We start from the raw sequence: 24,902 nt of genomic DNA on the forward strand, positions 1-24,902 counted from the left end.
GATCCGCCCCTCTAAAAAACCAACTACAAGGATCAACTGACATGAATCGAAAATGGTCGCTCCCCATCGTGGCACTCGCGGGGGGAGCGTTACTCTGGCTTGGCAACACCTTTGGTATGAAATGGGCTCTGATGGCCCTGATCGGATTCGGCTTCGGCTTCACCCTCTCCTTCAGCCGCTTCGGCATCGTCTTCGGTTGGCGCGAAATGCTGACCAAGCGCAACAGTTACTATGTGCGGGTTCACCTGCTCACCATCGCCATCGAAATTCTGCTGTTCACCTGTTTCCTCTCCTTTAGTCACGCCCTGTTTGGCGATGCCATGGTGGGCAACGTGATGGCTATCGGCATTCCTTTCATCGTCGGAGCCTTCCTGTTCGGCATCGGCATGCAGCTGGCAGGCGTCTGCGCCACCGGTACTCTCTACTGCTGTGGCGAGGGGCAACCCCGCTTCTGGCTGGTGCTGATCTGCTACGGCATCGGCACCCTCATCAGCAACCAGTTCCGGCCTGAACTGACCGCCACCTTCTCCAGTCATGTGGTATTGGCCAAAGACCTGACCGGCAATATCTGGAGCGGCATGCTGCTCAACCTGGCGCTGGTCGCCGTGCTGTTCATGCTGTTTCGCAACAGCGAACTCAAGCGCACCGGCGAGCTCAAGCCTCTCTTCAGCGGTGGCAATCTGTTCTGGCGCGATGGCCGCTTCACCGTGCTGACCGGCGGCATCATCATCGCCCTGCTCAACTCGGCAGTGGTCGCCCTGCACGGCTCGGCCTGGACCATCACCGGCGCCGTCTATGACATGGCGCTGCGCGGCGCCTCCCTGTTTGGCCTGTTCGAGGGGAACCCGAAACTGGCCCAGCCGCTCTTTATCAACCCCATGGTCGGCATGTTCTGGCTCGGCATTCTGGGGGCCATGCTGGCGCGCTGCCTGAGCGGTGGCGGCAACTTCGCCCCGATGCGGCTCGGCAACAGTCTGGCATCCATCATTGGCGGCCTGCTGATGGGGATGGGGGCCATGTACGCCGCCTGCAACCTCGGCGGCTTCTTTGATGGCACAGCGTCTGGCAGCCTGCACGGCTGGGTCTGGATGTTGATGGCACTGGCAGGCAGCCTGATCGGCATTCGCCTGCGCCCGCTGTTCGGGCTGTGACACGCGACATCGCCAGCACATCATAGAAAACGGGAGGCCTGGCCTCCCGTTTTTCGTTCATCGATCCCGTCGCTCGGCTTATTGGAGTGGCTGGGAGACCCCTTCCAGATTGATCTCCACCCGACGATCTGGTGCCAGACAGGCGATCAGCTCCTGCTTGGATCGGCTGGCGCAGTTGCTACCAGTGACCGGATTGGCCTTGCCACGACCCTCGACCCGCACCTTGTCGGCATACAAGCCTTTGGAGACCAGATAGCTGGCCACGCTCTGGGCCCGTTTTTCGGAGAGGGCCAGGTTGTAGTTGTCGGAGCCGATGCGGTCGGTATAACCGATGACAGTCGCGACGCCATCCTTCGGATTGGCCGCCACAATCTGGCTGAACAGGGCGTCGAGCGCCTGATTGGCCGAAGGCTTCAGGGTCGCCTTGTTGAACTCGAACAGCACATCGGAGCTCAGACTGAAGGTCTTGGGCTCAACCACCGCTACCGGAGCTGGTTCAACTGCTGGTGCCGGCGCAGGTGCGGCAACCTCGCCACCTTGCTGGCCGAAGCGATAGAGCATCCCGAACGAAATCAGACCGTTATCCAGCTCGATACCGGAGCGATCGAGAGACGCATCGCCGAGCGGCGTGGTGTACTGGTACTCCAGACGGGCGGCCCAGTCACGATCGATGGCGTATTCGGCACCCAGTGCACCAACAAATGCGGCGCCGTGCTTTTTGCCAGTCTCGCTGCTATTGGCGAAGCTGATCTCGCTATCCGTCCAGGCATAGGCGCCGCCCAGTCGGCCATAGAGATCCAGCACGCTCGTTGCCGGGAAGCTGATCTTCATGGTGGCCTGAATCATCTGGCTCTTGGCTTCGGTATTGAGAGTATTGGTGCCAGTGCCCGAAGTGGTGTCGTATTTGCCAAGCCAGTCATAACCCAGCTCGAAACCCAGGTTGGGGTTGAGCTGGTAACCGGCGAACAGGCCCAGACCCAGATCATCCGTGTTCTCGCTGGTATTACCCAACGTCTGGGCAATCGACTCGGCATACTGGTTGTGGTCAACGCCATAGTAATTGGACCAACCGGCCTTGCCACCGACATACCAGGTGTTGTCCTGCGCGGCAGCCTGCACGGCTCCGGCCGCCAGCAAACCACTGACCAATACGGCAAGCATGGATTTATTCATATTTTCGCCTCTGCAATAAGTCGTTATGGGCGCCTGAGTGCGCACTCTCCCTGTGTGAAGCCGTCAGGCAGCTTCCCGCATTCCAGAGTATCCCATCCGAACGCAGCCTCAAATGACCAGCAGCTCAGGAGTGTGAAGCGGCCAGCATTATCGCGCCATCGTCGGCCAAAATGCTCTTTGCCAGCGTTCTGGCCTGCTCCAGAGCCAGCGGCTGCTGATAGCTGTGAGCCATCACAATCGCCCCCTCCAGCAGCAAGCAAAGCGCGGTCGCCTGAACCAGAGAGCATTCGAGCTGGTTCATCACCCAGCTCAGCAACGCCTGCTTGTGCGCCATCACCAGCTTGCGCACCGGATGGCGCGGCTCGGCAAACTCGGCGCAGGCGTTGATGAAGTTGCAGCCATAGAAATCAGTGCGGCCAAACCACTCTGCGAACCCATCGAACAGCCCCTGCAGGCGAGCCTCGCGTCCGGTCACGCCGGCCAGCCGCTGGTCAAGCAGGGCGAAGAACTCCCGGTCACGCGCGAGCAGCACCGCCTCAATCAAGGCGTCCTTGGTCGGGAAGTGGCGATAGAGGGTGCGCTTGGTACTGCCCGCCTCGGCCCAGATGCGATCTATGCCGGTGGCATGGAAGCCATGACGGTTGAACAGACGGTAGGCCGTCGCCACCAGTTGTTGACGCTTCTCGCTCATCATTTGCCTCTTGAAGTACACCGATCTGTCTACCTAATGTGCCTAATCAGTGCTGGCAAACCAAGAGGAAAACATGATGACGAAATGGTATGGCCCATTATGGGCAGGCGTGGGCGCTGCACTCACCATCGGCATATTGGAATGGCTCAATCTGAGCTGGCAGGTGGCGCTGATAATGGCACCTTTCGGAGCCAGCTGCGTGTTACTGTTTTCCCTGCCCGATAGTCCGCTGGCGCGTCCCAAAAACGTGCTGGGTGGTCACCTACTGACGGCCAGCATCGGGCTGCTCATCGGCTTGCTTCCCCTCCCCGCTGAAGTGCAGATGGCCCTGGCAACCGGGCTGGCCATCGCCCTGATGCAGGGACTGAATGTCATCCACCCTCCGGCAGGCGCCAATCCCTTGCTGATCCTGATGACAGGACAAGAGCAGGCGTTCCTGTGGCAGACGGTACTGCCCGGTACTCTGCTGCTGATGGCGCTGGCCTACGGATTTCAATGGCTCAGACGAAGGTGGCTAGCAACAGCCTGAAAAACAGAGGGAGGCCAACGCCTCCCTCTCTCTTCATCGCGCCATCAACTGGCCAGAAACAGCCGGTAGGCGGGGTCGTCACTCACCTCTTTCCAACGGTAGCCAATCTCCCGCAGGTAGTCGTGGAAGGCGACAACGTCCTCGTCCGGCAGCTCGAAGGCACAGAGCACCCGGCCGTAGTCGGCGCCATGGTTGCGGTAGTGGAACAGACTGATGTTCCAGCGACAGCCGAGGGTCTCGAGAAAGCGCATCAGGGCACCCGGCTGCTCCGGAAACTTGAAGCTGTAGAGACGCTCGCCCAAAGGCCGGGCCGGGCGGCCGCCAATCATGTAGCGCACGTGGTTCTTGGCCAGCTCGCTCTCGGTCATATTGACCACCGGATAGCCGTTACCGCCGAGCTGATCGATGATCTGGCCGAGCTCCTCGTCACCGCCGGTGAGGCGCACCGAAACGAACAGCGAGGCCTGCACCGCATCGGCGTAGCGGTAGTTGAACTCGGTCACCATGCGCGGGCCGAGCTGACGGCAGAAGTCGAGGAAGGCCCCTTTGCGCTCGGGAATGGTCACCGCCAGCATGCCTTCGCGCTTCTCGCCAATCTCGCAGCGCTCCGACACATAACGCAGGCTGTGGAAGTTGACGTTGGCACCCGACAGAATGGCCGCCATCCGCCCGCCCTTCACCTGCGCCCGCTCGCTGTAGGCCTTGAGGCCGGCCAGCGACAGCGCTCCCGACGGCTCGGCGATGGCGCGGCAGTCGTCGAAGATATCTTTCAGCGCGGCGCAGATCTGATCGTTGGAGACGGTCACCACCTCGTCCAGATACTGGTTGCACAGGCGGAAGGTCTCCTCGCCGATGCGCCTGACCGCCACCCCGTCGGCAAACAGCGAGACCCGCTCCAGATTGACCGGCTCGCCCGCCGCCATGGCAGCCTTGAGACAGGCAGACCCCTCCGCCTCCACCCCGATCACCTTCACATCCGGCAGCAGCTGCTTGATGTAGACCGCCACCCCGGCGGCCAGACCGCCGCCACCTACCGGCACGAAGACATGGGTGAGGTGGATGTCCTGATCCAGCAGCTCCTTGCCGATGGTGCCCTGCCCAGCGATCACCTCGACGTCATCAAACGGCGGGATCAGGGTGTAACCCTCCAGCTCGGCAAGGCGGCGGCTCTCGGCATAGGCCTCGTCGAAGCTGTTGCCAAACAGCATGACGTTACCGCCCTGACGGCGCACCGCGTCGATCTTGATGTCCGGCGTGGTCTTGGGCATCACAATGATCGCCTTGATACCGAGCTTGGCGGCAGACAGGGCGACCCCTTGCGCGTGGTTACCCGCAGAGGCGGCGATGACGCCGTGATCCTTCTGCTCCTGGGTCAGGGTGGCGATCTTGTGATAGGCACCGCGCAGCTTGAAGGAGTGGACCGGTTGCAGATCCTCCCGCTTCAAACTGACATGGTTGCCGAGCCGCTCGGACAATTTTTTAAGGGTCTGCAATGGTGTCACCCGCGCCGCCTCATAGACGGGGGAGAGCAACACCTTGCGCAGATAATCAGCCGCAGAGACCATGGTTTACTCCTCCAACTTGCTGCGGTCACGCACAGCGCCCTTGTCAGCGCTGGTGGCGAGCATGGCGTAAGCGCGCAGGGCAAAGGAGACCTGACGCTGACGATCGAGCGGCTTCCAGCCACGGGCTTCCACGGCAACACGGCGGGCAGCCAGCACGCTGTCAGCCACCTCCAGCACCATGCTGCGGGCCGGGATGTTGATGTTGATGATGTCGCCATCCTCCACCAGACCTATGGTGCCGCCGGAGGCAGCCTCCGGCGAGACGTGGCCGATGGAGAGACCCGAGGTACCACCGGAGAAGCGGCCATCGGTGATCAAGGCGCACTGCTTGCCCAATCCCATAGATTTCAGATAGGTAGTGGGGTAGAGCATCTCCTGCATACCTGGGCCCCCTTTCGGCCCTTCGTAGCGGATCACCACCACTTCACCGGCCTTGACGGTGCCGTCCAGAATGCCAGCGACCGCGGTGTCCTGACTCTCGAACACTCGGGCCGGGCCGCGGAAGGTGAGGTTCTCGTCATCCACCCCGGCGGTCTTGACGATGGCACCATCAAGCGCCAGATTGCCGGAAAGTACCGCAAGGCCCCCTTCCAGGCTGTAAGCGTGCTCCAGCGAGCGGATGCAGCCCTCGGCGCGGTCCAGATCCAGCTCCGGCCAGCGGCAATCCTGACTGAAGGCCTTGGTGGTGCGAATACCGGCTGGCCCGGCGCGGTAGAAGTCCACTACCTCCTGACTCGGCTGGCGGCTGACATCATATTCATTGAGCTGTTCGACGAGGGAGCAACCCAGCACGGTACGGGTATCGCCATGCACCAGACCCGCTTTTTCCAGCTGACCCAGAATCGCTACCACGCCGCCGGCGCGGTGCACATCTTCCATATGGTACTTCTGGGTGGAGGGCGCCACCTTGCAGAGCTGTGGCACCTTGCGGGACATGCGGTCGATATCGGCCATGGTGAAGTCGACCCCGGCCTCCTGCGCCGCCGCCAGCAGGTGCAGCACGGTATTGGTGGAGCCGCCCATGGCTATGTCGAGCGCCATGGCGTTCTCGAACGCCGCCTTGGTGGCGATATTGCGCGGCAGGGCGGTCTCGTCATCCTGCTCATACCAGCGCTTGGCCAGCGTCACGATGCGCTGACCCGCCAGCTTGAACAGCTGCTCGCGGTCGCTGTGGGTCGCCAGCATGGAGCCGTTGCCTGGCTGGGAGAGACCGAGCGCCTCGGTCAGACAGTTCATGGAGTTGGCGGTAAACATGCCGGAGCAGGAGCCGCAGGTGGGGCAGGCGCTGCGCTCGATCTGATCGCTCTGGGCATCGGAGACCTTGGGGTCGGCGCCCTGGATCATGGCATCCACCAGATCTAGCTTGATGATCTGATCCGACAGCTTGGTCTTGCCCGCTTCCATCGGGCCGCCGGAGACGAAAATGACCGGGATGTTGATGCGCAGGGCCGCCATCAGCATCCCCGGGGTGATCTTGTCGCAGTTGGAGATGCAGACCATGGCGTCGGCGCAGTGGGCGTTGACCATGTACTCCACCGAGTCGGCGATCAGCTCCCGCGATGGCAGGGAATAAAGCATGCCGCCGTGGCCCATGGCGATACCGTCATCCACGGCGATGGTGTTGAACTCCTTGGCAACGCCGCCCGCGGCTTCGATCTCCCGCGCCACCAGCTGGCCCAGATCCTTGAGGTGGACGTGACCCGGCACGAACTGGGTGAAGGAGTTGACCACGGCGATAATGGGTTTGCCGAAATCCTGATCGGTCATTCCGGTGGCACGCCACAGGGCGCGGGCCCCGGCCATGTTACGTCCGTGGGTGGTGGTGGCGGATCTCAACTTCGGCATTGTCTCTACTCCCTGATTGCCCATGTGGGCTCGCTGCATTATTCGATGATGATAAAAGTGGATCGGAATCTATCCTGGTGAAGGCTCTACTGGGCAGCCCTCACCGGAAGCGACTCGAGGAGGCATGGCGCCTCCCCTCTCTCATCAGTCGTTGACGGGCGTCAGCCAGCCCCACTTGTCCTCGGTCTGGCCGTTAAACAGGCCGAAGAAGGCGTTCTGCAACTGCTCGGTCACCGGGCCACGGCTGCCAGCGCCCACCTTCATCCGATCAACGGAGCGCACCGGCGTCACCTCGGCGGCGGTGCCAGTCATGAAGATTTCGTCTGCCACATAGAGCGCCTCACGGGGCAGCGCCTGCTCGCGCACCTCGTAACCCAAGTCACGCGCCAGCGTCATGATGGTGTCACGGGTGATGCCCGGCAGGATGGCGGCGGTGGCAGGCGGGGTGAACAGCACACCGTTCTTCACCAGGAACAGGTTCTCCCCCGCCCCTTCGCTCAGGTAGCCGTTCACATCCAGTGCCAGCCCTTCGGCATAGCCGTTGCGTTTGGCTTCGCGGCTGATCAGCTGGGATGACAAATAGTTGCCACCCGCCTTGGCACCGGTGGGAATGGTGTTGGGCGCGAGCCGGTTCCAGGAGGTGACGCACACATCCACCCCGTTTTTCAGCCCCTCTTCCCCCAGATAGGCGCCCCACGGCAGCGCGGCCACCATCAGGTCAGCCTTGGCATCCAGCGGCGGATGCAGCCCCAGCCCCACGTTGCCGACAAAGGCCAGCGGGCGCAGGTAGCCGCTCTTCAGGCCGTTCTCGCGCACCACGGTGCGGCAGGCTTCATTCACTTCAGCCTCGCTGTAGGGGACGTCCATCCAGTAGATCTTGGCAGAATCGAACAGGCGGCGGGTGTGCTCCTGCAGACGGAAGATGCAGGTACCCTTGGGGGTGTCGTAGGCGCGCACACCCTCAAACACCGAGGAGCCGTAGTGCAGGGCGTGGCTCATCACGTGCACCTGAGCATCCTGCCAGGGCACCAGTTTGCCGTTGAACCAGATGTATTGGGGGTGAGTGGTGGATTGGGAAGGCTGTGACATTGGCTTGGCTCCTTAAGCTCTGATCCGGGGTTGCTGTTCCAGTGCATCGACCCGGGAGACGTCCACCAGCTTCACCAGCTGGCTCCACAACTGCTGGATGGGACGCACCGACTCGACAGTAACCGTGATCCGCAGCTGTTGGCAATCCTGCTCCATATTAAGGGCGCAGAGATTGAAACCGCGGTGACGCACCACCCGCAGCACCCGCTCCATCACTTCGGGTCTGGGCTGGGCGTGGATATGCAGGGTGTGTTGTGCAAATGCGGGCTGGGCAAGGGTGTGCGGGTTCATGGGCGTTGCTCCATCATCTTGTGGTTGGCGACTCCCGGCGGAACCAGGGGCCAGACGTTTTCTTCCTCTGAAATAGCCACATGCAGCAGATAGGCGCTCTCGCTCTTCAGCAGGCGGTCGAGGGCACCGGCTATCTGCTCCTTGCATGTGATGGTCTCGCCCGGAATGCCGAAAGCGGCAGCCAGGGCGACGAAATCGGGGTTGTCGGAGAGGATGGTCTCGCTGTAGCGGCCGTCGAAGAACAGCTCCTGCCACTGGCGCACCATGCCGAGACGCTGGTTATCCAGCAGCACCATCTTCACCTTGAGCTGGGCGCGGCGGATGGTGCCGAGCTCCTGCACATTCATCATGAAAGAGCCATCACCGCTCACCAGCACCACTTCATCCTCCGGGCGCGACATCTTGGCGCCGATGGCAGCGGGCAGACCGAAGCCCATGGTGCCGAGACCGGCGCTGGAGAGGTGGTTGCGCGGGCTGGTAAAACGCATGTGCTGAGCAACCCACATCTGGTGCTGACCCACGTCGCAGGCGACCACGCTGCTCTCCGGCAGCTGGGCAGAAAGCTGCTTGAGCAGGGCCGGGGCGTAAATGGCCTGCCCCGGGTGGTCGTAGCGAAACGCATATTCGCGGGCCATGGCGGAGCAGTGATCACGCCAGGGGTCGATGGAGAGGGACATGGCAAGGGCGGGCAACACCCGCTTGAGATCCGTGGTGATACCCACCTCGGCAGCGCGGCGCTTGCCGAACTCGGCAGCGTCCACATCAAGATGGATGACCTTGGCCTCGGGGGCAAACTCCTCCAGCTTGCCGGTCACCCGATCATCGAAACGGGCGCCCACTACCAGCAGCAAGTCGCACTGCTGCACCGCATAGTTGGCCGCCTTGGTGCCGTGCATGCCGAGCATGCCGAGATAAACGGGGCTGTCGGGGTCGAGCGCGCCAATCCCCTTGAGGGTGGTAACCGCAGGCATGCCGGTGACGGCGGCAAAGTCGCGCAGCTGCTGCTCGGCGTTAGCCATGCCCACCCCGCCGCCGACGTAGAGCACCGGGCGCTCGGCGGCGGCCAGCAGGGTGCGGGCTGCGGTCAACTCCGAGGGGTTGAGCGCCTCCGGCTCTTCCACCGCAAACAGCGGGCTCTGGGGCGGCACTGCAGCAAGTTGCACATCCTTGGGAAAATCGATCAGCACAGGTCCGGGGCGCCCTTCGGTAGCGATGGCGAAGGCTTCTGCTAGCACCCGCCCCAGATCGGCGGCATCGGTCACCATGAAGGAGTGCTTGGTGCAGGAGAGGGACATGCCGAGCACGTCGACCTCCTGAAACGCATCGGTGCCGATGGCGGAACAGGGCACCTGACCGCTGATGGCCACCAGCGGCACCGAGTCGAGCAGCGCCTCCGCCAGACCGGTCACCAGATTGGTGGCGCCGGGGCCGGAGGTGGCAATACAGACCCCCACCTGACCGGAGGCGCGGGCATAACCCACCGCCGCCATGGCAGCGCCCTGCTCGTGGCGGCAGAGCTGATGGGCCAGACCGCCGTCATACAGGGCATCGTAGACCGGCATGATGGCCCCGCCCGGGTAACCAAACACCTGGGTCACACCCTGTTTCTTGAGAGCCTGTACCAAAAACTGCGCGCCGTTCATGTGGAGAATCCTGTCCTTTGGTCGAAAAAAAACCCCCGAGCTGTGAGGCTCGGGGGTCGCTTGTTTCGTTCTGTCCGGTGGTGGGTCTATCCCTTGTTCCGTGCAGCTAAACGAGCCCCGAGCGGTGAGATAATAATCACCACTAGGACCACAATAATGCTGACGAAACGGGAGGCCATGTTCATAGTTACAACCGGAAATCCTGTGAAATTGGGGCGGTTTGCACCGCGAATGGCTATTAGAACTAGCACGGTGATTTTTATTGGGCAAGCCTTTTTTCTGTGACAACCCACTGATTTTGGCTATTCCTCAGCCGGAACTCTGGAATAAAAAACCAACAATAAGCAGTTAGTCAGAACATATATCAACTCAAGGACGGGATTTATGTCATTAGCTGTGGTTTATAGCCGTGCCAGCCTCGGGATCGCGGCCCCGCAAGTTACAGTGGAAGTTCATCTCTCCAACGGACTGCCCGCCTTCAACATGGTCGGCCTGCCGGAAACCTCGGTGAAAGAGTCGCGGGATCGGGTGCGCAGCGCCCTGCTCAACGGCAATTTCGAATTCCCGAGCAAACACATCACAGTCAATCTGGCGCCCGCCGATCTGCCCAAGGAGGGCGGCCGTTTCGATCTGGCCATCGCCATCGGAATTCTCGCCGCTTCCAAGCAGATACCGGCAAAATACCTGCTCGATCACGAATTTTTAGGGGAGTTGGCCCTGACCGGCGAGATCCGTCCTGTGCTCGGGGTGCTGCCCGCCGTATTGGCCTGCCGCGATGCGGGACGCACCCTGCTGGTGCCGCGGGAGAACGGCCCCGAGGCCTCGCTTATTCAGGATGCCGAGGTGCGCACCGCCCACCAGTTGCTGGCCGTCACCGCCTGGCTGGCAGGCCAGTACGAGCTGCCGCTGCCGGACCCACAAAGCGCGGAGAGCCTGCCCGATGTGCCAGATCTGCAGGATGTGATCGGCCAGTCACAGGCCAAGCGGGCGCTGGAGATCGCCGCCGCTGGCAGCCACAACCTGCTGTTCATCGGCCCGCCCGGCACCGGCAAGAGCATGCTGGCCAGCCGTCTGCCCGGCATTCTGCCGCCCTTGAGTGAACAGGAAGCGCAGCAGACCGCAGCCATCCACTCCATCGGTGGCCTGACCCCGCGGGCCGGACGCTGGCATCACAGACCCTATCGCACACCCCACCACAGCGCCTCGGCTGTAGCGCTGGTTGGCGGTGGCAGCCACCCGCGCCCCGGCGAAATTTCGTTGGCCCATAACGGCGTGCTGTTTCTCGACGAGCTGCCCGAATTCGAGCGCAAGGTACTCGACTCCCTGCGCGAGCCGCTGGAGACCGGCCACATCACCATCAGTCGGGCCGCCCGTCAGGTGGATTTTCCCGCCCGCTTCCAGCTGATCGGCGCCATGAACCCCAGCCCCTGCGGTCACTATGGCGATGGCCAGACCCGCTCCAGCCCGGATCAGATCCTGCGCTACCTCGGCAAACTCTCCGGCCCCTTTCTCGATCGCTTCGACCTCACAGTAGAGGTACCGCTGCTGCCCAAGGGGAGCCTGACCGGCAAGGCGGAGCGGGGGGAGTCGAGCCAGCAGATCCGCGATCGGGTGCTGGCGGCGCGGGAGCGCATGCTCGGCCGCAATGGCAAACTCAACAATCTGCTGGATAGTCGCGAGATAGAGGATATTTGCCGACTATCACCGCAAGATGCCGAATTTTTGGAAAATGCGATCCAGAAGCTGGGGCTCAGCATCCGAGCCTGGCACCGCATTTTGCGGGTGTCGCGCACCATCGCCGATCTGGCGGGGCAACCGGCCATCGGCAAGGAGCATCTTATCGAGGCGCTCGGTTATCGCGCCATGGATCGGCTGCTGTCGCGGCTACGTAACGGCTGAATCTGCAAGATGGCGAAACGAGGGTTTCCTGCTGCCAAACGCCCTCTGCATGGTCTAGCGCGCCGTCGGCTGATATTATGGCCACAGATCTGACCACTTGATGGCCCTTTATCGACAGCAAGACGGACCCTTACTCATGCCCAACAAGCTGACAGAGCGACTGCGCGGCAGCCTCTCCACCCTGCTCTATTTTTTCAATACCCTCTTCTGGTTTGTCCCCATCTTCTTGCTGGGTTTGCTCAAGCTGCCGCTACCGTTCAAGGGGTGGCGAACCCTCTGCAACACCCTGCTGGATGGCTGTGCCAGCTGCTGGATCGGTTTCAACAATCTGATCCAGAAAATCATCATCCAGACCCCTTTCGAGGTGGTCGGAGTGGACAAAGGGCACCGGAATGAGTGGTATATGGTGATTGCCAACCATCAATCCTGGGTCGACATACTGGTATTGCAGCGGGTTTTTAACCAAAAAATCCCCTTCCTGAAGTTTTTCCTCAAGAAAGAGCTGATTTGGGTACCTTTTCTCGGGCTGGCATGGTGGGCGCTCGACTTCCCCTTCATGCGACGATATTCCCGTAAATTTCTGGAAAAAAAGCCACATCTGAAGGGAAAAGACATAGAAACAACGCGCCAGGCCTGTGCCAAATTCCGCCACATTCCGGTGAGTGTGATGAACTTTGTCGAAGGCACCCGTTTCACCGGCAGCAAGCATCAGAAGCAGGGCTCGCCCTATCGCCACTTGCTGCTCCCGAAAGCGGGGGGCATTGCCTTCACACTGGCGGCCATGGGTGACCAGTTGCAGCAACTGGTGGATGTCACCATCGCCTATCCGGACGGCATTCCCAGCTACTGGGACTTCATGTGCGGCCGGGTCGGCCAAATCAAGGTTCAGGTCCGCTATTTGCCGATCGACCGCAAGCTGGTGGGGGATTACTTCAATGACCCCGAGTTCCAACAAGAGTTTCAACAGTGGTTGAACGGGATCTGGCACGAGAAGGACCAGACCCTGAGCCAACTGCTGGCAACCAAGGCGCAGTAAACATCCATGCTATCCCTGCTTCCCGGCCCGCTGGTGCTGATCATCAGCGCGGGCCTGACCATCCTTTTCACCGCCTTGTGCGCCAGCCTGATCCTGCTGGTGTCGCTGGCCAAGCTGCTGCTGCCTGTTCCGGCGTTTGGCCGTGCCTGCAGTCGACTCAACAACCGCTTCATGCGCCTGTGGCTGGCCTGCAACGCTCTGGTGATCCGTCTCACGATGCGCATCGACTGGCAGGTGGAGGACAACACCCGACTGCGCAAGGATGGCTGGTATCTGATCATCAGCAACCACATGAGCTGGACCGATATCGTTGTACTGGGTCATCTGTTCCGGGATCGACTGCCGGTGCCCAAGTTCTTTATGAAGCACGAGCTGATCTACATTCCGCTGCTGGGGCTCGCCTGCTGGGGGCTCGACATGCCCTTTATGCGCCGCTATTCACGGGAATTCTTGCTGCGCAACCCGCACCTGCGCGGCAAGGATATCGAGACCACCCGCAATGCCTGCGAGAAGTTTCGCCACATTCCCACCACCGTCATCAACTTCGTGGAAGGGACCCGCTTCACCGAGCAGAAACGGGACGCTTCCCGCTCCCGCTACCGCCATCTGATGCCGCCCAAGGCGGCGGGGCTGGCCTTCACCCTGGCGGCCATGGGGGAGCAGTTTGACAGCCTGATCAACGTCACCATCCGCTATCCGGACAACGCCGAGACCCCGTTCAAGGACTTCCTGATGGGACGGGTAAAGCGCATTCAGGTGCGAATTGAGGAGCTGCCGGTGGATGAGGCGCTGGTTGGCGACTACTTCAATGACAAGCAGTTCAAGCGGGGTTTTCAGGAGTGGCTAAACCAGCGCTGGCAGGAGAAGGACGAGGTGCTGGAGGGGTGGCAGCGCGGTCAGGCGCCGCTGCCGATTGCTGCCGAAGAGATATCCAGCAAAGAGGCATCCAAAGAGAGCGCCGAAGCCAACTCGGCCAACTGATCTTCGGAAAAAACCGCAATCCCGTGGCGGCGCAGCAGGGCGGTGGTCTTGCCCTCGCCCGTCACAGAGACCCCTTCAAAGCGGCCGTTATAGATACGGCCGCTGCCACATGAGGGGCTCCCCTCTTTCAGCAGTGCGAAGCGAATGCCCTGCGCCTGACAGAGCGCGAGGGCCAGCTCGGCGCCGCGATCAAACTCTTCAGTCACATCCAGCCCGCTCGCCGTCACTACGCGCTCGCCCTGCCGCTCGGCAGGAGGGCGCGGGGTCGGCAAACCGCCAGCGACTTCGGGACAAAACGCCAGCGCCCGCCCTTCGGCACCCAGTTCACTCAGCCAGTCGCTGACAATCCCCTTGCTCTGGCCATCGTAACGCACTGGCTGACCGAGCAAACAGGCACTCACCAGCACCCGAACGGGATTGATACTCACGCTTCCACCCCGTGCATCACCTGATCGAACATCACGCAGCAAGGACTCTCCAGCCGGTAGAGGATGGCGGGACGCTGTTTGCCGGTACGCTTGCGACCGGTATCCACCAGAATGTCGGCACGATGGATCCGCTTGCGAAACGCCGCCGTGTTCATGGGGGTTTGCAGGATGATTTCGAAGGCGCGCTGCACCTCGGAGAGGGTGAACTCGGGCCCCAGCAGTTGCAGCGGCAAGGTGCTGTAGCGGCTCTTGATCCGCAGCCGCTCCAGCCCCTTGGCGATGAGCTGGACATGGTCGAAGGCGAGGCTCAGCCCCGGCAGGTTGGAGAGCGGATGCCAGCAACCGTGGATCGCTGCCACTTCCGGATCCACCAGACAGAGATAGACCAAGGTCGTGGACCAGCCGCGGGGATCCCGCTCCAGATTGCCGAGGGTGCAGACCTGCTCGCTGTAGCAGTGACCAAGCCCCCACTCCACCAGCAGGCGGCGCTGGGCGGCATCCAGATCCCGATCCAGTGCCTCGTCGATGCGCAAGCCGGGTAGCTGCCAACTGTGGGCAAAGGGGGGGCGATCACGGGTCTCGAGCAGCAGCTCGAGCCGCTCGTCATGCAACCGCAGCACCACCATATCCAGACTCATTCTCAGCATGCCGATCGCCCTGCTCGCCTTCCATTAATGTTTGGTAGATAATATCACACGAATAGTATGTGCAGGAGCCAATCATGGGAACCGTCGCCAGCCTGGATATTGATGCGCAGAAGGGCTTTACCCCTCTCTGCCCGAACGAACTGCCCGTCGCGGGCGGTGATGATATTGTGGCCGCGCTCAACGCTCAGGCCACCCTCGCCACGCTGCGGATCGGCAGCAAAGACGCTCACCCTGCCAATGCCGACTGGGCCGTCAGTGACCCCTCTGGCATGCTGCTGCCGCTGGATCTGCCCAACGCCGACCTCACCTGGCCGGTGCACTGCGTGCCGGGCAGCAAGGGCTTCGAACTGCTCGACGGCCTGCCCGCCCCCATCGACTATGACTTCTTCGTCTGGAAGGGGGTCGAGCCGGATCTGCATCCCTACGGCACCTGCTTCCACGACCTGGCCGAACGGCGCAGCACCGGACTCATCGAATTCCTGCAAGCCCGCAAGGTCGACACCGTACTGGTCGGCGGCCTCGCCACCGACTACTGTGTCAAAACCAGCGTGCTGCAACTGCGCCGCGCCGGTTTCAGGGTGATCGTCCATCTCGATGCCTGCCGTGGCATCGCTCCCGCGACGGTCGCCAGCGCCCACACCCAGATGATCGAGGCTGGCGCCGAACTGGCTCAGACCCTGATCGATGTACAACGCCTGCTGGACGCCTGATATGCCACCCATACTAACCAGCCTGCTCGACACCGATGCCTGCACGTTACATATGCGGCAGGGGAGCTCCATCGTGCTCACCAGTCTGCGAGGAGCCTGATATGCCCCCAATCCTCACCAGCCTGCTCGACACCGATGCCTACAAGCTGCATATGCAGCAGGCGGTGTTCCATCGCTATCCGGATGCCGAGGTGGTGGCCGAATTCCACAGCCGCAATGAAGAGGACCTGCTGCCTATGATGGGGCAGATCGAGGAGCAACTGCGCCTCGCTGGCTCCCTGCGACTGACCAAACCCGAGCTCGATTTTCTGGCCGAACGCCCCTTCTTCACCCCGGACTACCTCGACCACCTGCGCCGCAAGCCGCTCGATGCCTCCCTGCTCAAGGTGTTCGAGCAGGATGGCCGCATCAATGTGCGAGTCGAAGGGGCCTGGCAGGATGTGATCCTGTGGGAGATCCCGGTGCTCGCTATCATCAGCGAGATGCGTAACCGCTTCCGCTACCCCCAGTTTGGTGTCAGCCATGCGCTGGATCGACTCGACCAGAAGCTCGACAAGCTGGAGCGGGAACTGAGTCCGGAAGAGATGAGCGAGTTCAACCTCATCGATTTTGGCACCCGCCGCCGCTTCTCCCATGGGGTGCAAGATGCGGTGGTAGGCCGGCTCAAGGAGCGGCTGCCAGCGTTTCGCGGCACCAGCAACTACCTGCTGGCCCAGAAGTACCAGTTATCCGCCGTGGGCACTCAGGCCCACGAGTGGTTCCAGGCGCACCAGCAGCTCGGTTTCCCGCTGGAGCACAGCCAGCGTGCCGCCCTCACCAGCTGGCTGGATGAGTTCACCGACCATCTTGGCATCGCCCTGACCGACTGCATCACCATGGATGCCTTCCTGCGTGATTTCGATTTCGAGCTGGCCAGCCGCTATCAGGGGCTGCGCCATGACTCTGGCGATCCCGTGGTGTGGGGTGAGAAGGCCATTAGCCACTACCAGCGCCTCGGTATCGACCCCACCGACAAGACCCTGGTCTTCTCCGATGGCCTCAATCTCGACAAAGCAGTACAGCTGCTGCGTCACTTCCGCGGCCGCATCAATACCAGTTTCGGTATCGGCACCAAGCTCACCTGCGATCTGCCCGGTGTCAGCCCGATGAACATCGTCTTCAAGCTGATGGAGTGCAACGGCGGCCCGGTCGCCAAGATCTCCGACAGCCCGGGCAAGACCCTGTGCCGGGATGCGGAGTTTATCCGTAACCTCAAGCAGGCGTTCCACGTCGGGGTTTGATTCAGACTGCCAGAAAACAAAAAGCCCGCCGGTTCGCACCGGCGGGCTTTTTTATCGACTCAAGGGAGATATCAGTCTTTCTTGGTCAGCAGGAACTGCACCAGTTTGTTGAACTGCTCTTGAGAGGTGATGGATTCAATCTTCACCATGTACTTGCCGTTCACCAGAAACGCAGGCACACCACGAATGTTGTAGCTCTGCATGTTGCGATCGAACTGGGAGACCATGCCGGAAACCGCGAAGCTGTCGACGGCACCGTCAAACTCCTCGGCCGGAACACCGTTGTCGACAAAGATTTTCTTCACATCGTCACGGCTGGTCGGATACTGGCGCTGTTGCATCTTGCTAAAGATGGCGGGAGTGACCTTGCTCTCTGCATTGAGCAAAGTGGCAACCGCGTAGGCACGCTGCATCTCTGGCCCCATCTCGCCACCCATGAAGTTCACCGGGTTCTTCTTGAGGGGCACATCTTTTGGCAAACCAGCCTGCAGTTGCTCAACGATGGGTTCAAACGTCGCGCAATGCGGGCAGAAGTAAGAGAAAAACTCCATCACTTCAGGCTTCGCAGAGGCAGTCTGCTTGACCACATCGTAGTTAACGCCTTCCTTGAATTCGGGGGCGGCGTGAACCATGGGGACCATCAGCATGGCTGCGAGGAAAAATAAAACTTTTTTCATGATGTTTCCTGTTAAGGGATCACTGTGAGGCACGCCCGGCGAACCGAAGCAGTGCCAAGCCTATTGTTTCGCCATGCTGACGTCAATGGTCAGGGCCAGAGATCGAGTCACGCTTGCCACGCAAGATCCCTTCAATTTCACCAGTTTGGCATCAGGCTCAAAGGTGGCGCCTTCAGTGCCGCCAGCTGATCATGCAGGGTCGCAATCTGCTGGCGCCAGTAGTGATCGGTATTGAACCAGGGGAAGTGACGGGGGAAAGCAGGGTCTTCCCAGCGTCGCGCCAGCCATGCCATGTAGTGGACGATCCGCATCGCCCGCAGCGGCTCAATCAGCGCCAATTCCCGCGAATCAAACTCCATGAACTCCTCGTAGCCTGCCAGCAGGGTATCGAGCTGGATCTGCTGCTCGTGGCGCTCGCCGCTCAGCATCATCCAGAGATCCTGAATGGCCGGGCCGGTACGGCAGTCATCGAGATCGACAAACATGGGGCCGTCGCGCCACAGAATGTTGCCCGGGTGGCAGTCACCATGCAGCGAGATCTGCGCCACATCCAGGGTCATGGCATCGCAAACGTGTTTGATCAGCTCATCGAGCACCCCGAAAAATTGCTTGGCCAGCCCACTCGGCAGCCACTCGCCAGACGCCAGCAGCTGACGCGGTTCGTGCAGCATGCTCTCGACGTCAAGCCGAACACGGTGATGAAACGGCTTGCTGGCACCAATCTGATGGATGCGGCCAAGATAGCGCCCCACCCACTCCAGCTGATCGAGGTTATCCACCTCAAACTGGCGACCACCGACGCTCTGCCAGATGGCGAACGGATAGCCCTGATGCTCCAGCAGGGTTTCGCCCGCGAAGGCGATCGGGGCGGCCACCGGGATCTCCGCATCACAGAGCCGGGCAGCATACTCATGCTCTTCGAGGATCTGGGCCCGGCTCCAGCGACCAGGACGGTAGAACTTCACCACATAGCGGCGACGCTCCTCATCCTGAAACTGGTAGACCCGGTTTTCGTAGCTGTTGAGTTCGATTAGGCCGGAGTCGAGCCGCAGACCGCTGAGATCGAGCGCGTCCATGATGAGGTCGGGTGTGAGATCGGAATAGTTGAAACGCATGTCATCCACCATAAGAAAGGGGCGCCGTTGCGCCCCATTCTATCCGAGATAGCCAACGAATACCGCCGTTGGCCTCCTCATCTAATCTCTATCCGCAAGCTGTAGTTACAACCGGCTGATAAACTTGCTGCCCTGACGCAGGTTGCCCTTGCTGTCATCAGGCGCCGCCCCTTCCCGTTTCAGCACAAACTTGATGTCCAGAGTCGGTCGTTTCAGGTTGTAGGGGTCAACCGCCAGACTGACCGGCAGGGTGTAGATCTCGCCCGCCTTCAGAGTCACTTGGCGTGGGCCGAACCACTGATACTCGGGCAAGCCCTCCACATCCAGCTGGTAGGTCTGGGGTTGCAGGGTCTTGTTGAGGATCTTGAGGGTATAAGTGTTCTCGATCAGCCCCTCGCTGTTCTCACGGAATAGCTGGTTGCGATCCCGCAGGATATCGAGCCCCATCGGCATGATGGACATGGCGTTGTAGACAAACACCCCCAGCATCACCGCCATCACCAGCCCGTAGCCAATCAACTTGGGCCGTGCCACATGGGTGGAGTCGTGGGCCAGCTTGTGCTCTGTGGTGTAGCTGATGAGCCCTTTCGGGTAGCCCATCCGCTCCATGGTCTGGTCGCAGGCATCGACGCAAGCGCCGCAGTTGATGCACTCGTACTGCAGGCCATCGCGGATATCGATGCCGGTCGGGCAGACCTGCACGCAGAGGTCGCAGTCGATACAGTCACCCAGCCCCAGCGCCTTGTGGTCAGCCTTGCGGGAGCGGGCACCGCGGGTCTCGCCACGCTTGGTGTCATACCCGACGATGAAGGTGTCTTTGTCGAACATGGCGGACTGGAAACGGGCGTAGGGGCACATATGGATGCACATGATGGCGCGCATCCAGCCTGCGTTGCCGTAGGTGATGATGGTAAAGAAGAGCACCCAGAACAGCACCCATCCGCTGGCCTGCAGGGTGAAGAAGTCCGGCACCAGTTCAGTGACATCCTGGAAATAGGCGACGAAGGTCAGACCGGTTACCAGCGAGATGACCAGCCAGGCCAGATGCTTGACCCCCTTGCGGGCCAGCTTCTCTGCCGACCAGGGTCCGGCATCCAGCTTGCGCCGCTTGTTGGCGGGCCCTTCCAGCTTCTCTTCAAACCAGATGAACATGAAGGTCCACACCGTCTGCGGGCAGAGATAGCCGCACCAGACCCGGCCGAGGAAGGTGGTCACAAAGAAGAGGGCGAAGGCTGCAATCATGAAGAGCCAGGCGAGCAGGGTCAGATCCTGCGGCCAGATGGTGGCGCCAAAGATATGGAACTGCTGATGGCCAAGATCGAACAGCACCGCCTGGCGGCCGTCATAACGCAGCCAGGGCAGCAGCACAAAGAAGGCAACGAAAAACCAGCCCATGGCCTTGCGCACCCGCTGCCATGTTCCGGTCTGGGCCCGCACATAGATACGGTTGCCAGGGTTGAATCTGTCGTCGCTGGCTTTGAACGTGTTGGGATTGTAGGTCCCGGTTACGCCCTTGTCGGTAACGTCCTTGATATCGATTTTTTCGTGGTCGGCCATTGCAAGACATCGCTCCCTTATTTGTTATGGAGCGGATTATATCTTAAACAGCATGCTAATTGTGTGGGTTAGATGTATCTAACATTGGCGTTTGATCGCAATTTTCAGCAACAAAAAAGCGCATCACCCCAAGGTGATGCGCTTCCACTAAAGATTCACTTGATTCCGCGAGCCTTCAGCAGTGCCTCTTTGAAATCGGGCACATGATCCTTGGCCAGACCGGGGATCATCGCCTGCTTGTCGGATTCCCGCATCTTGAGGTGATAGATCAGCATGTCGTCGGTCAGCTCGGACAGAGGACCTTCAAATCCCGCTTCGTTGGCCAGTTTGGCTACAAACTGCACCAGGCTGAGATCCTGTTCCTTGATCCAGGCAGGCTGCAACAACTCCAGCAGCTCTTCGATACGATGACATTGCATAGACAACCTCTTTAATCTGTCACGTTAAACTCAGGCAACCTTACCCATCAAGGCTACTTCGATTCGATCCCGCCCATTATGCTTGGCCTGATAGAGGGCCGCATCCGCTTTCTGGATCAAATCGGCGATTTTCATGCTGTTATCCGGTATCAGTGTGGCAACACCAAAACTACATGTGACCCGACCGGAGACCAGCGACTTCTGATGAGGAATATCAAGCTCCTTGAGCGCCTGCCGCACATGATCCGCCACCTGCAACGCCCCCTGCATGCCGGTACAGGGCAGCAACAGAGCGAACTCCTCACCACCGTAACGGGCCGCCAGATCGTCCTCCCGCCGCTCCACCTCGGCCAGCAAGGCGGCCACCTGCTGCAGACAGTCATCGCCCGCTTGATGGCCATAATGGTCATTGAACTGCTTGAAGTAATCCACATCCAGCAGCACCAGTGACAAAGGCACCTTGGCCCGATGGCAGCGACGCCAGGTCAGCTCCAGACAGTCATCGAGGTGGGCGCGATTGGCGATGCCGGTCAAGCCATCGAGACGAGAGGTAAGGCGCAGATGCTCGGAGACCACCTTCAATTCGGCCGCCAGCTCGGCGTTGGAAAAACGGTGATGGAGCGAGGCGATCTGATCCCGCCGCATCCTCCGCAACAGGGTTGGCAAAAAAACGAACAGATAACCCGCCAGCATGCAGGAGACGATCCGCTCCTGCTCGTTGCCATTGCCCAACTCGAACAGCATGGCTACCCCCAGCGGCAGGGTGGCGCCATAGAGGGTACGACGGCTACCAAACAGCATGATGGCACTGCCGGTAAGAAGGAGGCTGGAGAGCATTAACATCGCGGCCCGGTAGGTATCGGGCAGCTTGTCCATGTAGAGCAGTACCCCGAGGGCCCAGATGATGGAGGTGATGGTGACGCCGATAAAGAGCTCGCGCTCCAGCACCGGTAGCGGCGTCTGGTGCAGGCGGGATTGCCGCCAGCGCAAGTGCCAGCCCCGGCCAAGCAGCCACAGGCAAGTCCCTGCTAACCAGCCAAGTGCTTCACTGGCGGGCAGATAGTCATGAAACAGCAGACTCCAACCCAATGCCAACACCCCCAAGCAGGGGAGACTGAAGGATGCGTGGGTATAGAGCTGGGCCATGATGGCCTGCTTAACCTGGCGTGTCACACTCTGGGTCAACTGAGTACTCCCGTACAAGAGCCGAGCAGTCTACCATCAGCCCCTGACAGGCAACAATAAAGCGCCGTTTATTAAGAAGTCACTCATCAAAGGGGGGGTCCCTCAGCTGGCTAGCAAGTCTTTGTTCAGCCCTTCTCCAGCTCGTCGAGAATGGGGCATTCCGGATTGTCGTCCCCATGGCAGCAACAGACCAACCCTTCCAGCGAGCTGAGCATTGCCTGCAGACCGCTGATTCGGGCCCGCAGATCGACGATCTTCTCCTGTGCCAGCTTCTTCACCTGAGCGCTGGTGCGATGCTCGTTGCGATAGAGTGCCAGTAGCTCCTGACACTCCTCCAGATTAAAGCCGGTCTCCCGCGCCCGCTTGACGAAGCGCAGCTCCCGCAGCGAGCCCTCGGTATAGCTGCGATAGCCGTTGTCGCTGCGCACTGGCGCCTTGATGAGGCCGATACTCTCGTAGTAACGGATGGTCTTGGCGGTCAGCCCCGTGGCCTTGGCAACCTTGCTGATGTTCATTTATGCCTCCTTACTGATCGGGTTGGATGCTGGCCCGTGCACCGCTCTGGGCTGCCAGCGTTTCAATAACAGGGAATTGCTTAAAACCGTGATGCTGCTCAGGGCCATGGCCGCCCCCGCCAGCTCGGGGCTGAGATAGCCCAGTGCCGCCAGCGGAATGCCGATGATGTTGAATACGAAGGCCCAGAACAGATTCTGCTGGATGGTGCGCCAGGTGGCCGCCGAGATGTCGATCGCATCGGCCACCAGCCGCGGGTCAGATCGCATCAGCGTGATGGAGGCGGTCTCCATCGCTACATCGGAGCCAGAGCCCATGGCGATGCCGACATCCGCCGCCGCCAGCGCCGGGGCGTCGTTCACCCCGTCCCCCACCATGGCCACCAGCCCGCGGGTTTGCGCCCGCAGCGCCTCGACCTTTTCCACCTTGCCGACCGGCAGCACGGAGTCAAACGCCCCGTCCAACCCCAGCTGGGCAGCGATGTAAGCCACCGGCGCTGGCGCATCGCCACTCACCAGCCAGCTGGCGATGCCGCGCTGGCGCAGGGTGGCGATGGCTTCCGCACTCTCGGGGCGCAAGGTATCGGCCAGCGCGGCGATGCCTGCCATCACGCCGTCGATGGCGACCCAGACCCGGGTTGCCCCATCGGCAGGTTGTGCGTCCTGTTGCGGCTGATCAATGCCGAGCTGGGCCAGCAGGACTCCATTACCGATGGCGACTCTGTGGCCCGCCACCTGACCGACAATACCGGCGCCAACCCGCACCTCGACCGCCTCCGGCTGAGGCAGTGCCGCCTCTTTGCCGACCGCCTCGCGCATCGCCAGCGCCAGCGGGTGTTCGCTCGCCTGTTGCAGGGCGGCGGCGAGGCGCAGTTGCTCGTCGTTGCCGCTCCAGCTGGCCAGCACCGGCCGACCCTGCGTCAGGGTGCCGGTCTTGTCGAAGATCAACGCCTTGATGGCATGGGCCTTCTGCAGGGTATCCACATCCTTGATCAGGATGCCGTGACGCGCCGCCACCCCGGTGCCGGTCACGATGGCCGCCGGGGTCGCCAACCCGAGGGCGCAGGGACAGGCGATCACCAGCACCGCCACCGCTGCCAGCAGCGCCTGACCGAAATCGTTGCTGATGGCGTTCCACACCAGCAGGGTAAACAGGGCGATAGCCATCACCACTGGCACGAACACGGCGGAGACCTTGTCCACCAGCTGTTGCAGCGGCGCCTTGCCCATCTGGGCACTCTCCACCAGCGCGATAATCTTGCTGAGGCTGGACTCCTCCCCCACAGTCGTGGCCTCGATCTCCAGCACGCCGGAGCGATTGATGGCACCGCCCAGCACCTTGTCGTCCACACTGCGCGGCACCGGCAGGCTCTCGCCGGTGAGGATCGACTCGTCCAGCTCGCTGGCGCCGCTCACTATCCTGCCATCCACCGGCACCCGCTCGCCCACCAGCACCCGCAGCCGATCGCCGCGCAGCACCTCGTCGATGGCGACGCTCTGCCACGTATCGCCACGCCAGACGGTGGCGGTTTCCGGCCGCAGCGCCATCAGTTCGCGAATGGCGGACTGGGTGCTGCGTCTGGCCCGTGCTTCCAGCAACTTCCCGAGGGAAATCAGGGTAATGATGATGGCGCTCGCCTCGAAATAGAGCTTGCCGCTGGCGGCCATCCCCAGCGTCAGCAGCAGATAGAGGCTATAGAAGTAGGCCGCACTGGTGCCGGTCGCCACCAGCACATCCATGTTGGCTGCGCGGTTCTTGAGGGCAAGCCAGGCGCCGCGGTAGAAGCGGGCGCCGATCCAGAACTGCACCGGGGTGGCGAGCAGCAGCTCCAACCAGGCAGGAAGATGCCAGGGGAACAACCCGGCCATGGCCAGCATCCCCACCAGCAGCGGCAACGTCAGCAAAGCCGAGGCGATGACCCGGGTCTGCGCCTGACGGGCACTGGTGGCCTCCTGCGCTTCCCGCTCCAGCAACTGCTGGCGGCGGCCGCTGGCCGAGCCCTGCGCCAGTTTGGCGCCAAAGCCGAGCGCCTCGATCTGCTCGCGCAAGGCTGCGGGGCTCTGGGCCCCCGGCACCAACACGATGCGGGCCTGCTCGATGGAGAAGTTAACCTCGGCGGAGATCACGCCGGGCAGTGCTGCCAGCATCTTGTTCAGTCGCGCCGAACAGCCTGCGCAGGTCATGCCGCTGATCTGGAAAGACAGCGTTTCGCGGCCGTAGTCGTAACCCTGACTCTTGATGCTGTCGAGTACCACTGGTAGACGGTCAGGGCTGGCCAGATCGATGGCTGCCTGCTCCAGCGCGAAGTTGACGGTGGCCGATACCCCGTCGAGTTTGTTGAGGCTGGCCGCGATGCGGCCTGCGCAGTTGGCACAGCTCATGCCACTCAGTGGCAATTGCAGATGAATGGGGTGTTGCTGTTGAGTCGTCATGCCGTTCCTCCCCGGAACCCGTCGGCACCACAAAACGCCGACCGGC

General features: G+C 61.3%; 23 protein-coding genes. 7 read left to right on the plus strand and 16 right to left on the minus strand.

The features are described from left to right. Nucleotides 1-41 precede the first annotated feature (41 nt). On the plus strand, nucleotides 42-1,151 hold the full coding sequence (locus tag BN1135_RS00510) for a YeeE/YedE thiosulfate transporter family protein (protein ID WP_172954038.1): 1,110 nt from the start codon (nucleotides 42-44) through the stop codon (nucleotides 1,149-1,151). A 78-nt stretch (nucleotides 1,152-1,229) separates the two neighbouring features. Here the strand turns inward: BN1135_RS00510 and ompA are convergent, their stop codons facing one another. Then, entirely contained in the window at nucleotides 1,230-2,324 is a 1,095-nt protein-coding gene (gene ompA, locus BN1135_RS00515; RefSeq protein ID WP_042018031.1) for a porin OmpA, read from the minus strand. 124 nt (nucleotides 2,325-2,448) lie between these two features. After that, nucleotides 2,449-3,015, minus strand: a complete 567-nt coding sequence (locus BN1135_RS00520) for a TetR/AcrR family transcriptional regulator (RefSeq protein WP_042018032.1) — start codon at nucleotides 3,013-3,015, stop codon at nucleotides 2,449-2,451. Between the two features lie 76 nt (nucleotides 3,016-3,091). Between BN1135_RS00520 and BN1135_RS00525 the strand changes: the two genes are divergently transcribed. Then, a complete protein-coding gene (locus BN1135_RS00525) occupies nucleotides 3,092-3,544 on the plus strand; it encodes an HPP family protein (RefSeq protein WP_042018085.1) in 453 nt (150 codons plus the stop codon). A 44-nt stretch (nucleotides 3,545-3,588) separates the two neighbouring features. Here BN1135_RS00525 and ilvA read toward each other — a convergent pair whose 3' ends face one another. From ilvA to ilvG, 5 genes are all read right to left on the minus strand, one after another. Then, nucleotides 3,589-5,109, minus strand: coding sequence for a threonine ammonia-lyase, biosynthetic (ilvA, locus tag BN1135_RS00530; protein WP_042018033.1), 1,521 nt, complete (start codon nucleotides 5,107-5,109; stop codon nucleotides 3,589-3,591). A 3-nt stretch (nucleotides 5,110-5,112) separates the two neighbouring features. Then, nucleotides 5,113-6,954, minus strand: a complete 1,842-nt coding sequence (gene ilvD, locus BN1135_RS00535) for a dihydroxy-acid dehydratase (RefSeq protein WP_042018034.1) — start codon at nucleotides 6,952-6,954, stop codon at nucleotides 5,113-5,115. Nucleotides 6,955-7,098: 144 nt separating this feature from the next. Further along, complete coding sequence (locus tag BN1135_RS00540) at nucleotides 7,099-8,043, minus strand: branched-chain amino acid transaminase (RefSeq protein WP_042018036.1); 945 nt, start codon at nucleotides 8,041-8,043, stop codon at nucleotides 7,099-7,101. A gap of 12 nt (nucleotides 8,044-8,055) precedes the next feature. Further along, complete coding sequence (gene ilvM, locus BN1135_RS00545) at nucleotides 8,056-8,334, minus strand: acetolactate synthase 2 small subunit (protein WP_005342011.1); 279 nt, start codon at nucleotides 8,332-8,334, stop codon at nucleotides 8,056-8,058. Then, nucleotides 8,331-9,977: an acetolactate synthase 2 catalytic subunit gene (gene ilvG / locus BN1135_RS00550; protein ID WP_042018037.1), complete on the minus strand. Its 1,647-nt coding sequence runs from the start codon at nucleotides 9,975-9,977 to the stop codon at nucleotides 8,331-8,333. The genes ilvM and ilvG overlap by 4 nt, the downstream gene beginning before the upstream one ends. A 384-nt stretch (nucleotides 9,978-10,361) precedes the next feature. Here ilvG and BN1135_RS00555 point away from each other — a divergent pair, with 384 nt between their 5' ends. From BN1135_RS00555 to BN1135_RS00565, 3 genes are all read left to right on the plus strand, one after another. Continuing rightward, nucleotides 10,362-11,876 carry a YifB family Mg chelatase-like AAA ATPase gene (locus BN1135_RS00555; RefSeq protein WP_042018038.1) on the plus strand — a complete coding sequence of 505 codons (1,515 nt, stop codon included), beginning with the start codon at nucleotides 10,362-10,364 and terminating at the stop codon, nucleotides 11,874-11,876. Between the two features lie 136 nt (nucleotides 11,877-12,012). Further along, entirely contained in the window at nucleotides 12,013-12,912 is a 900-nt protein-coding gene (locus BN1135_RS00560) for an acyltransferase (protein WP_042018039.1), read from the plus strand. Between the two features lie 6 nt (nucleotides 12,913-12,918). Beyond that, the gene (locus tag BN1135_RS00565) at nucleotides 12,919-13,893 is read left to right on the plus strand and encodes an acyltransferase (RefSeq protein WP_042018040.1); all 975 of its coding nucleotides are present in this window, start codon (nucleotides 12,919-12,921) and stop codon (nucleotides 13,891-13,893) included. Here the strand turns inward: BN1135_RS00565 and BN1135_RS21280 are convergent. Both BN1135_RS21280 and BN1135_RS00570 read right to left on the minus strand, forming a co-directional pair. Further along, complete coding sequence (locus tag BN1135_RS21280) at nucleotides 13,809-14,321, minus strand: 2-thiouracil desulfurase family protein (protein WP_071287641.1); 513 nt, start codon at nucleotides 14,319-14,321, stop codon at nucleotides 13,809-13,811. The two genes, BN1135_RS00565 and BN1135_RS21280, sit on opposite strands and share 85 nt — an antisense overlap. Beyond that, on the minus strand, nucleotides 14,318-14,968 hold the full coding sequence (locus BN1135_RS00570) for an NUDIX hydrolase (protein WP_042018042.1): 651 nt from the start codon (nucleotides 14,966-14,968) through the stop codon (nucleotides 14,318-14,320). The genes BN1135_RS21280 and BN1135_RS00570 overlap by 4 nt, the downstream gene beginning before the upstream one ends. Before the next feature lie 74 nt (nucleotides 14,969-15,042). Here BN1135_RS00570 and BN1135_RS00575 point away from each other — a divergent pair, with 74 nt between their 5' ends. Both BN1135_RS00575 and pncB read left to right on the plus strand, forming a co-directional pair. Further along, complete coding sequence (locus BN1135_RS00575; RefSeq protein WP_042018043.1) at nucleotides 15,043-15,678, plus strand: nicotinamidase; 636 nt, start codon at nucleotides 15,043-15,045, stop codon at nucleotides 15,676-15,678. A 101-nt stretch (nucleotides 15,679-15,779) separates the two neighbouring features. Next, nucleotides 15,780-16,958, plus strand: a complete 1,179-nt coding sequence (gene pncB, locus BN1135_RS00580; RefSeq protein WP_042018044.1) for a nicotinate phosphoribosyltransferase — start codon at nucleotides 15,780-15,782, stop codon at nucleotides 16,956-16,958. Nucleotides 16,959-17,029: 71 nt separating this feature from the next. Here pncB and BN1135_RS00585 read toward each other — a convergent pair whose 3' ends face one another. From BN1135_RS00585 to BN1135_RS00615, 7 genes are all read right to left on the minus strand, one after another. Continuing rightward, nucleotides 17,030-17,635: a thiol:disulfide interchange protein DsbA/DsbL gene (locus BN1135_RS00585; protein ID WP_042018045.1), complete on the minus strand. Its 606-nt coding sequence runs from the start codon at nucleotides 17,633-17,635 to the stop codon at nucleotides 17,030-17,032. A 137-nt stretch (nucleotides 17,636-17,772) separates the two neighbouring features. After that, nucleotides 17,773-18,762, minus strand: coding sequence for a serine/threonine protein kinase (locus BN1135_RS00590; protein ID WP_042018046.1), 990 nt, complete (start codon nucleotides 18,760-18,762; stop codon nucleotides 17,773-17,775). Between the two features lie 93 nt (nucleotides 18,763-18,855). Beyond that, entirely contained in the window at nucleotides 18,856-20,307 is a 1,452-nt protein-coding gene (gene ccoG / locus BN1135_RS00595) for a cytochrome c oxidase accessory protein CcoG (RefSeq protein WP_042018047.1), read from the minus strand. Nucleotides 20,308-20,462: 155 nt separating this feature from the next. After that, entirely contained in the window at nucleotides 20,463-20,726 is a 264-nt protein-coding gene (locus BN1135_RS00600) for a YihD family protein (protein WP_033135400.1), read from the minus strand. Nucleotides 20,727-20,756: 30 nt separating this feature from the next. Then, nucleotides 20,757-21,911, minus strand: a complete 1,155-nt coding sequence (locus BN1135_RS00605) for a GGDEF domain-containing protein (RefSeq protein ID WP_042018048.1) — start codon at nucleotides 21,909-21,911, stop codon at nucleotides 20,757-20,759. A 125-nt stretch (nucleotides 21,912-22,036) separates the two neighbouring features. Next, nucleotides 22,037-22,426, minus strand: a complete 390-nt coding sequence (cueR, locus tag BN1135_RS00610; RefSeq protein ID WP_042018049.1) for a Cu(I)-responsive transcriptional regulator — start codon at nucleotides 22,424-22,426, stop codon at nucleotides 22,037-22,039. Next, nucleotides 22,427-24,856: a heavy metal translocating P-type ATPase gene (locus BN1135_RS00615; RefSeq protein WP_042018050.1), complete on the minus strand. Its 2,430-nt coding sequence runs from the start codon at nucleotides 24,854-24,856 to the stop codon at nucleotides 22,427-22,429. Nucleotides 24,857-24,902 lie beyond the last annotated feature (46 nt).

The sequence above is a fragment of the Aeromonas sobria genome (genome assembly GCF_000820145.1).
In the GTDB taxonomy this organism is placed as follows: Bacteria; Pseudomonadota; Gammaproteobacteria; order Enterobacterales; family Aeromonadaceae; genus Aeromonas; species Aeromonas sobria.

Bases quoted from the DNA above. Each gene is read 5' to 3' on its own strand.
- ompA (WP_042018031.1), bottom strand. From the start codon at position 2,324: ATGAATAAATCCATGCTTGCCGTATTGGTCAGTGGTTTGCTGGCGGCC.
- BN1135_RS00585 (WP_042018045.1), bottom strand. From the start codon at position 17,635: ATGAAAAAAGTTTTATTTTTCCTCGCAGCCATGCTGATGGTCCCCATG.
- BN1135_RS00520 (WP_042018032.1), bottom strand. From the start codon at position 3,015: ATGAGCGAGAAGCGTCAACAACTGGTGGCGACGGCCTACCGTCTGTTC.
- ilvD (WP_042018034.1), bottom strand. From the start codon at position 6,954: ATGCCGAAGTTGAGATCCGCCACCACCACCCACGGACGTAACATGGCC.
- BN1135_RS00525 (WP_042018085.1), top strand. From the start codon at position 3,092: ATGACGAAATGGTATGGCCCATTATGGGCAGGCGTGGGCGCTGCACTC.
- BN1135_RS00540 (WP_042018036.1), bottom strand. From the start codon at position 8,043: ATGTCACAGCCTTCCCAATCCACCACTCACCCCCAATACATCTGGTTC.
- BN1135_RS00615 (WP_042018050.1), bottom strand. From the start codon at position 24,856: ATGACGACTCAACAGCAACACCCCATTCATCTGCAATTGCCACTGAGT.
- ilvG (WP_042018037.1), bottom strand. From the start codon at position 9,977: ATGAACGGCGCGCAGTTTTTGGTACAGGCTCTCAAGAAACAGGGTGTG.
- BN1135_RS00555 (WP_042018038.1), top strand. From the start codon at position 10,362: ATGTCATTAGCTGTGGTTTATAGCCGTGCCAGCCTCGGGATCGCGGCC.
- BN1135_RS00570 (WP_042018042.1), bottom strand. From the start codon at position 14,968: ATGCTGAGAATGAGTCTGGATATGGTGGTGCTGCGGTTGCATGACGAG.
- BN1135_RS00575 (WP_042018043.1), top strand. From the start codon at position 15,043: ATGGGAACCGTCGCCAGCCTGGATATTGATGCGCAGAAGGGCTTTACC.
- BN1135_RS00560 (WP_042018039.1), top strand. From the start codon at position 12,013: ATGCCCAACAAGCTGACAGAGCGACTGCGCGGCAGCCTCTCCACCCTG.
- BN1135_RS00565 (WP_042018040.1), top strand. From the start codon at position 12,919: ATGCTATCCCTGCTTCCCGGCCCGCTGGTGCTGATCATCAGCGCGGGC.
- BN1135_RS00600 (WP_033135400.1), bottom strand. From the start codon at position 20,726: ATGCAATGTCATCGTATCGAAGAGCTGCTGGAGTTGTTGCAGCCTGCC.
- BN1135_RS00590 (WP_042018046.1), bottom strand. From the start codon at position 18,762: ATGGTGGATGACATGCGTTTCAACTATTCCGATCTCACACCCGACCTC.
- ilvM (WP_005342011.1), bottom strand. From the start codon at position 8,334: ATGAACCCGCACACCCTTGCCCAGCCCGCATTTGCACAACACACCCTG.
- pncB (WP_042018044.1), top strand. From the start codon at position 15,780: ATGCCCCCAATCCTCACCAGCCTGCTCGACACCGATGCCTACAAGCTG.
- BN1135_RS00510 (WP_172954038.1), top strand. From the start codon at position 42: ATGAATCGAAAATGGTCGCTCCCCATCGTGGCACTCGCGGGGGGAGCG.
- cueR (WP_042018049.1), bottom strand. From the start codon at position 22,426: ATGAACATCAGCAAGGTTGCCAAGGCCACGGGGCTGACCGCCAAGACC.
- ilvA (WP_042018033.1), bottom strand. From the start codon at position 5,109: ATGGTCTCTGCGGCTGATTATCTGCGCAAGGTGTTGCTCTCCCCCGTC.
- ccoG (WP_042018047.1), bottom strand. From the start codon at position 20,307: ATGGCCGACCACGAAAAAATCGATATCAAGGACGTTACCGACAAGGGC.